The sequence below is a fragment of the Pseudomonas sp. DTU12.1 genome (genome assembly GCF_009873475.1).
GTDB lineage: Bacteria > Pseudomonadota > Gammaproteobacteria > Pseudomonadales > Pseudomonadaceae > Aquipseudomonas > Aquipseudomonas proteolytica.
Window position 1 is genome coordinate 4,039,261 of the sequence record NZ_CP045254.1, and the last position, 13,241, is coordinate 4,052,501.

10 protein-coding genes are annotated in these 13,241 nt (G+C 57.5%); 8 read left to right on the top strand and 2 right to left on the bottom strand.

The window, feature by feature from the left end; all coding sequences use genetic code 11:
- Positions 1-147 precede the first annotated feature (147 nt).
- From GDV60_RS17640 to GDV60_RS26890, 6 genes are all read left to right on the top strand, one after another.
- Entirely contained in the window at positions 148-4,875 is a 4,728-nt protein-coding gene (locus tag GDV60_RS17640) for an RHS repeat-associated core domain-containing protein (protein WP_159909265.1), read from the top strand.
- A gap of 2 nt (positions 4,876-4,877) precedes the next feature.
- Positions 4,878-5,267 carry a hypothetical protein gene (locus GDV60_RS17645; RefSeq protein ID WP_029293314.1) on the top strand — a complete coding sequence of 130 codons (390 nt, stop codon included), beginning with the start codon at positions 4,878-4,880 and terminating at the stop codon, positions 5,265-5,267.
- 379 nt (positions 5,268-5,646) lie between these two features.
- Positions 5,647-5,973 (top strand): contact-dependent growth inhibition system immunity protein, encoded by a 327-nt coding sequence (locus GDV60_RS17650; protein ID WP_070996190.1) that lies wholly within the window; start codon positions 5,647-5,649, stop codon positions 5,971-5,973.
- Between the two features lie 308 nt (positions 5,974-6,281).
- Positions 6,282-6,608, top strand: coding sequence for a hypothetical protein (locus GDV60_RS17655; RefSeq protein ID WP_159908279.1), 327 nt, complete (start codon positions 6,282-6,284; stop codon positions 6,606-6,608).
- A 7-nt stretch (positions 6,609-6,615) separates the two neighbouring features.
- A complete protein-coding gene (locus GDV60_RS17660; protein ID WP_159908281.1) occupies positions 6,616-7,032 on the top strand; it encodes a hypothetical protein in 417 nt (138 codons plus the stop codon).
- A gap of 27 nt (positions 7,033-7,059) precedes the next feature.
- Positions 7,060-7,869 carry a hypothetical protein gene (locus tag GDV60_RS26890; RefSeq protein ID WP_256679314.1) on the top strand — a complete coding sequence of 270 codons (810 nt, stop codon included), beginning with the start codon at positions 7,060-7,062 and terminating at the stop codon, positions 7,867-7,869.
- 103 nt (positions 7,870-7,972) lie between these two features.
- Here the strand turns inward: GDV60_RS26890 and GDV60_RS17675 are convergent, their stop codons facing one another.
- Positions 7,973-9,031, bottom strand: a complete 1,059-nt coding sequence (locus tag GDV60_RS17675; protein WP_159908283.1) for a diguanylate cyclase — start codon at positions 9,029-9,031, stop codon at positions 7,973-7,975.
- 107 nt (positions 9,032-9,138) lie between these two features.
- On the bottom strand, positions 9,139-9,774 hold the full coding sequence (locus GDV60_RS17680; RefSeq protein WP_070996187.1) for a LysE family translocator: 636 nt from the start codon (positions 9,772-9,774) through the stop codon (positions 9,139-9,141).
- 131 nt (positions 9,775-9,905) lie between these two features.
- Between GDV60_RS17680 and GDV60_RS17685 the strand changes: the two genes are divergently transcribed.
- Both GDV60_RS17685 and GDV60_RS17690 read left to right on the top strand, forming a co-directional pair.
- Positions 9,906-11,300: a PLP-dependent aminotransferase family protein gene (locus GDV60_RS17685; protein ID WP_159909267.1), complete on the top strand. Its 1,395-nt coding sequence runs from the start codon at positions 9,906-9,908 to the stop codon at positions 11,298-11,300.
- Between the two features lie 465 nt (positions 11,301-11,765).
- Positions 11,766-13,154 carry an amidase gene (locus GDV60_RS17690; RefSeq protein ID WP_159908285.1) on the top strand — a complete coding sequence of 463 codons (1,389 nt, stop codon included), beginning with the start codon at positions 11,766-11,768 and terminating at the stop codon, positions 13,152-13,154.
- The last annotated feature ends 87 nt before the right edge of the window (positions 13,155-13,241 follow it).

Sequence of the window (13,241 nt, forward strand, 5' to 3'; positions counted from 1 at the left end):
AACTCTACTTATACCCGCTGAAAACCTCTGCAAAGTCCCTCGCCTGATCACACAGCGCAAGGGACCGCCGATGTACTTTCCAATTGATGCCCCCGTCCTGGGGGCCACCTCTTGAATGCCGCCATTGGCTTTATGGTCCTGGCGGCCATGGACTTCAAAACACGGGACGTCGAAGCGGTCCTCAGCGACTTCCGGCAATGCCTGAATACCTATGAACAGTGGGCCGAGAGTTTCTGGAGCTTCTCGGCGCTGGAGGTCGAGCAGGTCTTCAAGGTGGGCGATGAGGTGGCGCTGGTGGCGCCCATTTCGTCCAAAGCCCCCAGCAGCACGGTCGCGATGTGCAAGGCCAGTGGCTCGTTGACCCTGGTGCACCTGTTCCAAAGCACACGCTTTGTGCCCATCGGCAACACCCCGGTGATGCTGCAAGCCGTCCCCAAGGACGGTGGCCCGCTGGGCGAACCCATTTACAAAACCATCGGCCCCAGCGGCATTCTCGAAGTCACCGACTGTACCCGCGACCAGTCGTATCGGATCACCTTCTACCCCAATGTTTGCGCGGACCACGTCAAGGCGTTGTATGCCTCTTATCAGTCGCTCATTGCACCGCTGGAAAGCCAGTTGCGCAACGACTGGATCAGCACATTTGAGCCGCTGTGGCAGGACTACTCCGAAGCCAACTTTGTGCAGCGCTACCGCCTGCTGGACCACGCCTATGCCCGTGGATTTGGCGACGCACTGCATGAGCTCTGGGACAACATCGAGCAATTGTATGAATGGCTGGCGGACCTTGGGCCCAACAGCGAGAAACTCCTGCAATACCTCACCCAGGCCGAACTGGATGCCCTGCTGGAACTGAGCCAGGAGGCCATCGCCAATGGCCTGCTGGTGCTCAGCGACGAGCCGCTGCTGTTCATCTACCTGTCGGCGATGGTCAGTTGGCTGCGCATGCTGCCGCCGCCGTACTTGAACGAACTGCTGGGGCAAATCAGCGCCGAAGTGCTGATCAACCTGTTGCTGGTGTGGGTCACTGCCGGCATGGGCGTGACAGTGCGCCTGGGCGCGCAGGTGCTGGGCAAGGTCAAGTCGGGTCGCGTCCGCCAGTGGCTGGAGCAACTGGCCCGACCGTTTGCACAAACCGGGTTGGGGCCCCATGCCGAGGCGCTCAAGCCGTTATTGCTAGGCAGCCCCGCAACACAGATCAAAACGGTGCCCAGCGTGCCACTCAAGGCCGGCGCGATTGAAGTCGCCAATCCGGTGCCACTGGTACGGGAAAAATCCGCGCCCAAGACGGCCTTGATCAAACATGAGGCGGTGGACGACGCGCCCTCCTCCGCGAAAAACCCCAACGGCGCAGCCAGCGCCAGCGCCGATAAAACCGCGACCCATGGCTGCCCGGTGTCCATGGTCACCGGCGAAGAACTGCTGACCCTGACCGATGGCGAGTTGCAGGGCGTATTGCCATTTGCCTGGACGCGGCTGTATCGCACCAGTGCCGTGGAGGTGGATAGCGGCTTGGGCTTTGGCTGGAGCCATTCCCTGGCGCAGCGGCTGGAGGTAACCGGCGAGTCAGTGGTGTGGACCGATCACGAGAACCGCAGCACCACCTTTCCCCTGCCCTCCGTAGAGCGACCAGCCATCAGCAATAGCCTGGCTGAAGCAGCGATTTATCTGGGGGCAGCGTCGGATGAGTTGGTGCTGGCTCAAGGAGCACGGTTCTACCACTTCCAGGGCGGTGTGCTGACGGCGATCAGCGATGGGTATGACAACCGCCTGCGCATTTCCCGCGATGGGTTGGGGCGGATTCTGCGCCTGGATAACGATGCCGGGCGGGCGCTGCTGTTTCGCTACCAGCGCGGGCACATCGTGGCGGTGGACTACCAGGTGTTTCGCGTGGAAAGCGAAGCGGATGACGCCTGGGTGACTGAGCAGAACGTCGTTTCCTACCGCTACGACGAACAGTGGCGACTGGTTGAGGCGACCAATGCTGTAGGCGAAAGCGAGCGTTATCAGTACGACAGCCTTGCGGTGATCACTGAGCGGCAGTTGGCCGGTGGGGCGAGTTTCTTCTGGGCGTGGGAACGGTCTGGCAAGGCAGCGCGCTGTGTGCGGCATTGGGCCAGTTTTGCGCAGATGGATACGCGCTATGTCTGGGATGACGACGGCCGCGTCACCCTGCTCAACGCCGATGGCAGCCAGGAAGTCTATGTGCATGACCCGCGCGCACGGCTGGTGCAGCGGGTTGATCCGGACGGCGGCGAGCATTTTAAGTCTTACGACGCTCAGGGCCGGCTGACGGTTGAGCAGGATCCCCTCGGCGCGATTACGGCCTATCAGTACGACGAGGCTGGGCGCTTGGTGGCGCTGTTTCCGGGGGATGACGAGCCTACCGCCTACGAGTATGAGCACGGCTTCGTACGGGTCATGCGCCGGGGTGCGGCGGTCTGGAAGTACCAGCGTAATGATCAGGGCGATATCACCCGCCAGACTGATCCTGATGGCAACGTTACTGAGTACAGCTATGACAAGCGCGGGCAGCTTTTAGCGGTTTGGCATCCGGACCACAGCTGTCAGCGCCTGACCTGGAATGACCTTGGGCAGTTGGTTGCGGAGCAACTGCCCAATGGCGGCGTGCGGCGTTATCGCTACGACGCTTTGGGCCGGCAAATTGCCCGTGAAGATGAACACGGCGCGCTGACCCACTATCACTGGGACGCGGTAGGCCGCCTGCTCAAGGTGGTATTGCCGGGCGGCGCCACCCGCGAATTGAGCTACAACCCCTACGGAAAAGTCACCGCCGAGCGCGATGAACTGGGGCGTGTGACCCGGTATGAATATGCCGACGGACTGCACCTGATCAGTCGTCGGATCAACCCCGACGGTTCTCAACTCAAGTACCGCTACGACAACACCCGCCTGCTGCTGACCGAAATCGAAAACGAGTCAGGCGAGCGCTATCAACTGGCGTACCACCCCAACGGCCTGATCCAGCAGGAAACCGGCTTCGACGGCAAACGCACCGCCTACGTCTACGACCTCAACGGCCACCTGCAGGAAAAAACCGAGTTCGGCGACGATGACCGTCAGCTGATTACCGCCTACCAGCGCAATAACGCCGGCCGCCTCATCCGAAAAACCCTACCCGATGGCAGCACGGTGGATTACACCTACGACCGCCTCGGCAATCTCCTAAGCGTCGACGACGGCCACTGGCCGCTGCACTACGAATACGACAGCCAGAATCGCCTGACCGCCGAACATCAAGGCTGGGGCACCTTGCGTTACGGCTACGACAGCTGCGGCCAACTCGACCACCTGCGCCTGCCCGACAACAACCACCTGACCTTCAACCACGACAAGGGCGGCCACCTCGCCACCGTTGAGCTCAATGGCCGCACACTCACCTCGCACCTGTTCAAGGCCGGCCGCGAACAGCAGCGCCAGCAGGGCCACCTGCTGAGCCACTACCACTACGACGACCAGGGCCGCCTGGCCCAACACGAACACCGCCACGGCCTTCGCCGCTACACCTACGACCCAGCCGGCAACCTCACCCGCCTGCTCGACACCCGCAAGGGCCAGCACGACTACCACTACGACCCCCTCGACCGCCTGACCTGCGCCGACCACTCGCAAGACGTGCAAGAACGCTTCGCCCACGACCCGGCGGGCAACCTGCTGATGCAAGACCGCCCAGGCCCCGGCATCGTCGTCGGCAACCGCCTGTTACTACAAGGCGACCGGCATTACGACTACGACGCCTTCGGAAACCTCATACGCGAACGCCGCGGCCGCGCGCAGCAACTGGTTACCGAATACCGCTACGACTGCCAGCACCGCCTGATCGGCATCACCCAACCGGACGGCAGCCAGGCCAGCTATCGCTACGACCCGTTTGGCCGGCGCATCAGCAAAACCGTGGCGGGCAAGACCACCGAGTTTTTCTGGCAAGGCGACAAGCTCATCGCCGAACACACCCATGGCCAGCACCGCAGCTACCTCTACGAGCCTGACAGCTTCAGGCCACTGGCCTTGCTCGAAGGTTTCGGGCCGGCCAATACACAGGTCTTCCACTACCAACTCGACCACCTGGGCACGCCGCAAGAGCTAACGAATGCAGACGGCAAAATCGTCTGGTCAGCCCATTACCAGGCCTACGGGAAAATCACCCGGCTGGATGTAGGCGAGGTCGCTAATCCACTGCGTTTTCAGGGGCAGTATTACGACCGGGAAAGCGGGCTGCATTACAACCGGCATCGCTACTACAATCCGGACAACGCACGCTACCTGACCCCCGACCCGGTGAAGTTGGCGGGTGGGGTGAACGGGTATTTGTATGTGCCCAACCCTACGGGGTGGGTGGATCCGTTGGGGTTGAGTAGATGCCCTGGTACGGATGGGTGTAATCCAGAACCAGAGGCAAAAAAGCCAAACGAACACCCGAAAAGCGTTGAGGAGAACGCGCCGAAACTCCCCCAACCCATTGAGGAGAAAAAATATCTTTATAGAGGAGACTCTAGAGAACCCGATGAAATCTTCGAGACGGGTTTCAATAGCAGAGGAAAAAGCACAGATCTGTACTTACACTCCCAAAACAATATGAACCCTCCCAGCAACTTTGTAAGCACATCGACATCTAGAGAGCAAGGAGTGATGTTTGCAACGACCTTTGGATTGGAGGAGGGGTTTCTATATACTTTAAAAATGATACCCGGGCGAGACGTCAACAAAGAACTTGGCAAACGCTCCGACTTTAAAAGGGAGGTTGAAATTGCGATTCCAAACCGTATTGACACCAAAGATATTATAGGTGCAACACCATTGAATGATGACGGCTCCCACAAAGGCTACTCTTTATTAAACCCCAACAGGAGATAAAAATGTCAACACAGGAAATATCAATCATCAATAATGGCCTATGTGAAAAAGCCATAATCACTTACGACAGAAACAAATGCACCCTCGCTATATTATTCTCTTCTGGAGTTGAAAAAAACTACACCGACCTAGACATTTACAGATGTTTTGGCTTGTTGAGAAAAGAATTTAGCCATATCCGATTTTTATGTAAAGGCTCCAAAATAAATGTCTACCCCTCTGCCATGGCATCACAAATGTCATGTGGGGTTGTTGCCTATGAGCTAACACTTGGCGAATCTGACGGGGAGCTCGTACGTATCTTCGACCACGAAGAAAATGACCTAACCAACGATATTGAAGATCAGATAAATTTTCGTAAGCACTGGGCAGCCTCACTGCAACATGGATAACCGAGACTATAAACGGGGCGAATCTATTTGGTCGCGAGTCGACACTGTGATAAATCCGCCACTACTACCCCAGATTCCTTAACTTTTACGTCTCGGTGAATCCATACGCTAACGTTTGATGAACGGCGGCCAACATTTGTATCCATTGCCCGTCCACGATGTGAAATAGATCCGGCCCTTTAGCCAACCAAGAAATAATGAGATTTTTAAATGGACACACGAGCAAGCTTCCGATTAGAGACAGTTCAACCCAACCCGCAGGACGAAATTTGTTAAGGGAAGCTAAAAACTCTGTGCTGCGTATAAGTTTTTTGTTAGTTCCAAAACGATTACCTAACATGCCAGACGGCTATCTATTGCTAACAGGATATCCAGAAAAATGAATCTGCCACTGACAGAACTCCAACAATTCTTTGGAGCCTACTTCAACCAAGACTGGATGGAAGACTACTCTTCGGCCGACGACGTCATTGATGGCTTTCTAAAAGACTCATCTAAAGACATAATTATAACTGTAAAGCAGGAAATCCTAGAGATGATCAATTCATACACAAATGAATTAGACTTCCAAGAAAACCTATTCCAGGAACAATACTGCTATTACTATTATCCACACCAGTGGAAATCAGGATTGTTGTGGCTAACCCATATAGTTAGCAAATTCAATGAGTATCTACTCGCAGAACAGAACACCATAACGAAATAAACGTAGCGAATCTATTTTAAACAATTCCAAAAGGCCAGCCTGGTATGTGCCTAACCCTACGGGGTGGGTGGATCCGTTGGGGTTGAATGCGTGTCCCGGTGGGGATGGGTAAACCGGCGGGCGACGCCAGCCTTACGACGAATGTTAATCACGCAGAGCCTGCCCTTCCCCGGCCGACGCGCTCTGAACGACAAGCAAAGATTGATGAGCAAACAGAGGCAAACGCTAAACGACGGGTCCTCGAATGGGAAAATAAGTACAGAATGCATACGGTAGCGAAACATGGACCCGAGATTCCGGATATAGCGATGAGGCAACGCGCTATTGATGGAACCAACCCCACAACTGGAAGAGGAGGAGTGATTAGTTCAAGTTCAAAATTCACAAGCTGGAAATTACAGATGCATACAATAAATAAAGCCTTATACAAAATGCGAGGAAAACAACCATCACCAACAGGCTTTGACAGTGAAGGAAACCCCGTTGTAAAAATGGAAGTCTCCGGAGCAGGACATGGGTATAAACCTAATAAAAATGACAGACAGAACCCTAGACGAGTTGAAAACCTAAACAATGCGGAAGTGAGATTCGACAAAAATAACCCTACCCGCCCATTCACCGCTTTTCCATATTGAACAGACCATGCTGAAATCACCTTTTGCGGATAAACCTTTTGAGCCAACCCTTTCATACATATTGGCCGCACTTTCCATATACGACAGGGAAGAAACTAAAGGCGAGAAACTTTGGAAATACAACCCTAACAATATAAACGATAGAGAAACGATCATTAAATCATTCATTTTAAAAGATCTCATGTACCTATCCTACCGCCATCGCTACGTGTTAATGATCATACTTAAAGATGCCCTTTCAACCCCTAACTTCGATTTTTCCAAGGAATTTGAAAGTGACCATGATGCGTACATAACCATGGCTTGGGATGAGACGGAAATAGAGAACCCACGAGGATTTTTCATGGAGATTTATCGAATCGCGAATGAAGAATGGAAAGATGAATTCCAAAAGGCCAGCCTTGAAGACCAGAACACTTGGTAAACTCCAAAAGCGACTTTGAAGCCAAATATGAAAAGCCTAGAAATAAAAATAATTAAAAAACACACCCTCGAAACAGCGATTATCGAATACGAAAAAAATACAGGCACCTTACATATAACATTCGCCGACCAAACCAAGAAAAAATATTCCAACCCTAGTATCTTTCACAGTTTTGGATTACTGCGCAAAGACTTTAATGACATTAAATTTTTATGCAAAGGTTCAAAAGTCAACGTATTCCACTCCTCCTACACAGGACTAAGCGGAATCGCGCTCCATGAGTCAACACTAGGCGACCCGAACGAAAGACTGGTACGAATATTCGATTATGAAGAAGACAATCTGACCAACGATATTCAAGAACAGTTTGATTTCCATGCCAAGTGGAATAACTCGCTTCAACCTGACCAACCAACCTCCAATCCCTTTCATCCCCTAGGAAATGTGCGTACAAAAACCATTAAAGCAATCATTTTTGGCCAAGAAACAGACGTAGAAGTAAAATACGACTCTACACGCATGATGTTAGGCTTTTCAGAAGCCGACCATTTCAAAAAAATCTATCGGGACGAAGACATATATAGATGTTTCGCAAAAATGAGAGCCGACTTTCCCCACATAATATTCTGTTGTAAAGGTGCAAAAATAAATGTCAGGCCTTCCAGCATGGCCTCGCAGATGGCCGCCGGCTTGGTTGCATATGAATTGACCTTAGGTAAACGTGCCACCCGCGAAGATATAGTTCATATATTCGACTACGAAGAGCACAACCTGACAAATGATCCACAAGAACAAACAAACTTTTATAAGGAATGGCTCACTTCAATTGGTGCCTGAAACTATAAAAAACTCAACAAATCCCAACCCCAATGGTGATTATCAAATCGCCATCGCGCGTCAAGCCGGCTCCTACAGGTCGCGAGTCGTTTGTGAGGGTCTTTCAGAGCGACCGCACCCACCCCGCCTCCACCGACCGCACCCGATTGCGCCCGCCGCTCTTGGCCTCGTACAACGCCTGGTCGGCGTCGTTCAGCCAGCTGGTTGCATCGCCGTGGGAGGCTTGGTATGGCGCTAGGCCGATGCTCAGGCTGGCGCGCAGTGTCGGGTCTTGGGCGTAGCCCAGGGCGCTGAAGCGGTCGCGCAGGGCGTCCATCACTTCGGTGGCGTGGCCCAGGGGCATGTCCGGCAGGATCACGCAGAATTCGTCGCCGCCGTAACGCCCGGCCAGGTCGGTGGCGCGCAGGTTCTGACGCAGGATCTTGCTCAGTTGGCGCAGCACGATGTCGCCGGTGACGTGGCCGTAGGTGTCGTTGATGATCTTGAAATGGTCGATATCGATCAGTGCAATCGCAGCGCCTTGCTGGCCGCCTCGGCAGCGGGCGAATTCGATTTCCAGGTGGTCTTTCCAGGCGCCGTGGTTGAGCAGCCCGGACAGGCTGTCGGTTCGGCTTAAAGCAAGCAGCTCGCGCTTATGTCGGGCCAGGGTGATGGCCTGGCGATAACAGATCCAGCCCAGCGCCAGCGGATAGAGCATCAGGATCGGCAAGCAGGCGTAGAGTTGGGCAGGCGTGGTCACGGCGATATAGGCCGGGGCGAATAGCAGCACTGCCGCGCCGACCCCCAGCGCTTGGGCCACCCAGCCCATCAGCATGAAGCGGAACCCGCCGATGGCGACGTTGTTCATGGTCATCATCGACAACGTGGTGACGCTGGGCAGCGGGTTGAAGTGCATGGCACCGACCCAGAAGCCACCGCAGAACGAGTCCACCAGGAGATGGCGACGTTCGGCACGCAGGGAGTTTTCGGCGCGGCGCGAGAGTTGGTAAGCCAGGTGCGGCCAGGCGAAGGCGTTGATCAGCATCCAGGCCCAGACCCAGCCTGGTGGGTCCAGTGGGTACATGCCGGCCAATACACAGACGAAGCCGAGCGTCAGCCCCAGGGTCCGCGATTTGTACAGGCGTTTGGCGAGCGGAAGTCCGTTTCCTCCTGCGGCTGGCATGATCTGGCTGATCCTGGATGAATGCTGGAAGTCTATCAGGGCAACGGCAAATAGCCACTACCGCTCAGAGGCTTATCCCCCGCGCCAATCCCCTTGCCACCAGGGGCTTAGCTGGAAAATCCACGGGCCAGTAACATCGCCACCGCCAGTAGCAAGACGGCCGTGACCTTCTGCAACAGCACGCGCTTGCGCGGCGACTCGAGCACATGCTTGATCCGCTGGCCGAAGTAGCAATAAAGGCAGCCGCTGGCGAACTGCAAAACCAGGAAAGTCAGGCCAAGAATCGCGATGTCACCGGCGGCGCTGTCCTGCCCAACAGCGGCGAACTGCGGGAACACCGCACTGAACAGGATGATCGCCTTGGGGTTGGACAGGCCGGTCAGCAACCCCTTGCCGAATAAGCCACGGGGCGTCTCCGGCCCTTGCCCGGTGGTGTTGATCTGCACGCCACTGCTGGTCCACTGTTTGTAGGCCAGGTACAGGATATAGGCCACGCCCACCAGTTGGATGCCTTGGGTAATCAGCGGGTAGCCCTTGATCAGCTCGGAAAAGCCCACGGCAAAGATCAGGATCGAAATCAGGTACGACACGCTGGCGCCAAACTGCGCCGGCAAGGAGTGGCGCAAACCGTCCTTCAAGCCCAGGCTCAGCAGCAGCAGGGTCATGGGGCCGGGGCTGAAAGCCAGGGTGCTGCACAGCACCAGGAAATACAGGAAGGACGACAGCGTAAGGGCAGTGACCATGGTAGGTAATTTCACGGCAGCGAGGAATGTTGCGCAGTCTAGGGCGCGGATTGCGTGTCGGGCAGGTAAACTCGGCGGATATTCACGCAGGCTTTACCGGTAAAGTGACCGGCAAACTTCAGGACGTCGCGATGGCCATTCCGCAGATCCACTTTGATGACCATACCCCCAAGGTCCAACAGATCGTCGAGGCCTTCGCCCGCGCCATCGAGCAAGGCCAATTGGCCGCAGGCAGCAAACTGCCCTCGGTGCGTGAGCTGGGGGCGCAGTTGGGCGTCGGAAAGTTCACCGTCAATGAAGCCCTGGACCGCCTGCGCGGCCAGCATCTGCTGACCTCGCGCCAGGGCCGTGGGCACTTTGTCGCCCAACGCCAGACGCAGCCGTCGTCGAGCAACTGGGTCGACCTGCTGCCCCAGGATTTGCTCAGTGTGCTGCGCCGACCGATGCTCACCGGCCAGGGCGAGTTGCGCCCCGGTGGCGGCCATCTGCCCGAAGACTGGCTGGACTCCGAAGCCTTGCGCCAGGCCATGCGCAGTGTGGTGCGGGCCCCTTCCCTGCGCGTTGCCGGCATGGGCACGCCGGCGGGTTTCCTGCCGCTGCGCCAGGCTCTGCAACAAAAACTGCAGGGCGATGGCCTGGTGGTCTCGGTGGAACAGATCATCACCACGCCCAGCACCCTGCAAGGCCTAGACATGTTGATGCGCCTGCTGGCCCGCCCCGGTGACACGGTGCTGCTGGATGCACCGTGCTATTTCAACTTCCACGCCAACCTGGCGTTGCACGGGGTCAGGGTGCTGACACTGCCACGGGGCCCGGACGGTCTCGACTTCGCGGCTCTGGAGCGCTTGCTCGCCGAGGAGCGGCCCAGCCTGTATGTGACCACCAGCATCCTGCACAACCCCACCGGCCATTCCTTCAGCGCAGCCCAGGCCTTCGGGCTGCTGCAACTGATGCGTCAATACCACTGCCATATCATCGAGGACGACCTCTACGGCGACCTGCACCCCAACCCACCGCCCCGCCTGGCGGCACTCGCCGGCCTGGAGCAAGTGACCTACCTGTCGGGCTTCTCGAAAACCCTCAGCGCCAATACCCGGGTCAGTTATGTGGTGGCCGCGCCGCAACTGGCGGCCAACCTGACCAATATGAAGCTGATGAGCGGCGGCGTGACGTCGGAATTGTTCGAGCATCTGGTCTACCGCCTGCTCAGCGAAGGCAGCTATGCGCGGCACCGCAAGCGCATGGTCCAGCGCTTGCTGGAAGCCGGCGCCCGGGTGGAACAGTGGCTGCGCCGCTGCGGCTGTGAGCTGCCCATGGGGTATGAGGCCGGGATGTTTATCTGGGCGCGCCTGCCAGCCGGGGTCAACGGCGAACAGCTGGCCGAAGCCGGGCTCAAGCGCGGCATGGTGTTGGCGCCGGGGGCGCTGTTTGGGTATGAGCCGGGGATGGGCGAATTTATGCGCTTCAATGTGGCCCATTGTGATGACCCACGGGTGTGGGCCGCGATCGAGCAATTGTTGCGCTGAGCCATTGTGAGAGCGGGCTTGTCTGCGATAGCCATCGGCCCGCAACACCTAAATCCAGGCAGTTAGCGCAGTTGTGGCGAGCGGGCTTGCCCCGCGTTGGGCTGCGAAGCAGCCCCAAAAAGCCCGCCGCATTTCTTCAGATAAACTGCGATGGCCGGGTTTAGGGCTGCTTCGCAGCCCAACGCGGGGCAAGCGCGCTCGCCACGGGAAAGTTCGTCAGTTTCTGAAAGTTGTGTAGATACCTATGCTGCGATAGCAGTAGACCTGCCACCACAGGCAGTGACTGAGCCACCACTATCGCGGCGATCCGACAAGCCCGCTCCCACAGTCACGACCATTGAGTGCACACAAAAACGCAACACTGTAGCGCTTCGAATGTGATGGTCGCTGCTGCCCAGGGTTTATATAGTCCAGAGCAACAGCCACCCGCCATGAGCCCCAAGGCCCATCACCAGGAAGCGCTCAATGACCGATCTTCATGACCTCACGGCCGCCCAGTTGCTGGAGCAATTCTCCAGCCGCCAGCTCTCCCCCCTCGACTACTACGACCACCTGCTGGCCCACATCGACCGCTGGGAGCCGAAGATCCGCGCCCTGTACGCCTTCGATCCTGAGCAGGTGCGCCAGCAAGCCCAGGCCTCCACCGAGCGCTGGAACAAAGGCCAGCCCAATGGCGTGCTCGATGGCGTGCCCGTGACCATCAAGGAACTGGTGGCCACCGAAGGGACGCCGATTCCCCTCGGCAGCGCCGCCACCCGCCTGACCCCTGCCCTCAAGGACGCCCCGCCCGCCGCGCGGATGCGTGAAGCCGGGGCGATTGTGCTGGCCAAGACCACTGTCCCGGATTTCGGCATGCTCTCCTCTGGCCTGTCGAGTTTCCATGGCATCACCCGCAACCCGTGGAACACCGCCAATAACACCGGCGGCTCCAGTTCGGGGGCTGCTGCGGCGGCGGCTGCCGGTTACGGGCCGCTGCATATCGGCACCGATATCGGCGGCTCGGTGCGCTTGCCCGCCGCCTGGTGTGGCCTGGTGGGTTTCAAGCCGACTCTGGGGCGCATCCCGATCGACCCGTACTACACCGGTCGCACCGCCGGGCCCATGACCCGCACGGTCGAAGACTGCGTGCTGATGATGCAACACCTGGCCCGCCCCGACGCCCGCGACGCCACCAGCCTGCCGCCGCTCACCCGCGAGTGGAGCAACCAGCCGCTGTCGGTCAAGGGCCTGCGCATCGGCCTGATGCTCGAGCCCGGCGCCGGCCTGCAACCGGAAGGTTTCGTGTGTGAAGCAGTGGAACAGGCTGCACGCCTGTTCGAAGCCCATGGCGCCAAAGTCACGCTGATCCCGCCGATCATGGACCGCGCCCAACTCGACGGCCTCGACCAGTTCTGGCGCGCCCGGCAATGGGGCGACTTGTCGGCCTTGAGCAGCGAGCAGTTCGATAAAGTCTTGCCGTACATCCGCGACTGGGCCGCGCCCGGTGCCGATATCAGCGGCGTGCAGGCGGTGCAGGGGTTCAACCAGACCTTCGAGATGCGCCGCCGCGCCGCCCAGGCCTTCAGCGACCTCGACCTGATCCTGTCGCCCACCAACCAGGTCAACGCGTTCCCCGCCCAATGGCCGTCACCGAGCAATGATCCGCAGCTGCCGTTCGAACACATCGTGTTCACCGTGCCGTGGAACATGGGCGAACAACCGGCGCTGTCGATCAACTGTGGTTTCGCCGCCGATGGCATGCCCATCGGCCTGCAGATGATCGCGCCCCGTTTTGCCGATATCTGGCTGCTGCAAATCGCAAAAACCTATGAGAGCTGGCGTGGCGCAATCCACCAATGGCCGAACCCGAACTGACCTTGACGCTGTAACTGAACTGCCCACCCACACGCCCGCTCCCCGGCCCCAAGGCCGGGGCCTGGACGACCTATAACTAAAACCGAG

Bases quoted from the DNA above. Each gene is read 5' to 3' on its own strand.
- GDV60_RS17645 (WP_029293314.1), top strand. From the start codon at position 4,878: ATGTCAACACAGGAAATATCAATCATCAATAATGGCCTATGTGAAAAA.
- GDV60_RS26890 (WP_256679314.1), top strand. From the start codon at position 7,060: ATGAAAAGCCTAGAAATAAAAATAATTAAAAAACACACCCTCGAAACA.
- GDV60_RS17690 (WP_159908285.1), top strand. From the start codon at position 11,766: ATGACCGATCTTCATGACCTCACGGCCGCCCAGTTGCTGGAGCAATTC.
- GDV60_RS17680 (WP_070996187.1), bottom strand. From the start codon at position 9,774: ATGGTCACTGCCCTTACGCTGTCGTCCTTCCTGTATTTCCTGGTGCTG.
- GDV60_RS17660 (WP_159908281.1), top strand. From the start codon at position 6,616: ATGCTGAAATCACCTTTTGCGGATAAACCTTTTGAGCCAACCCTTTCA.
- GDV60_RS17655 (WP_159908279.1), top strand. From the start codon at position 6,282: ATGAGGCAACGCGCTATTGATGGAACCAACCCCACAACTGGAAGAGGA.
- GDV60_RS17640 (WP_159909265.1), top strand. From the start codon at position 148: ATGGACTTCAAAACACGGGACGTCGAAGCGGTCCTCAGCGACTTCCGG.
- GDV60_RS17675 (WP_159908283.1), bottom strand. From the start codon at position 9,031: ATGCCAGCCGCAGGAGGAAACGGACTTCCGCTCGCCAAACGCCTGTAC.
- GDV60_RS17685 (WP_159909267.1), top strand. From the start codon at position 9,906: ATGGCCATTCCGCAGATCCACTTTGATGACCATACCCCCAAGGTCCAA.
- GDV60_RS17650 (WP_070996190.1), top strand. From the start codon at position 5,647: ATGAATCTGCCACTGACAGAACTCCAACAATTCTTTGGAGCCTACTTC.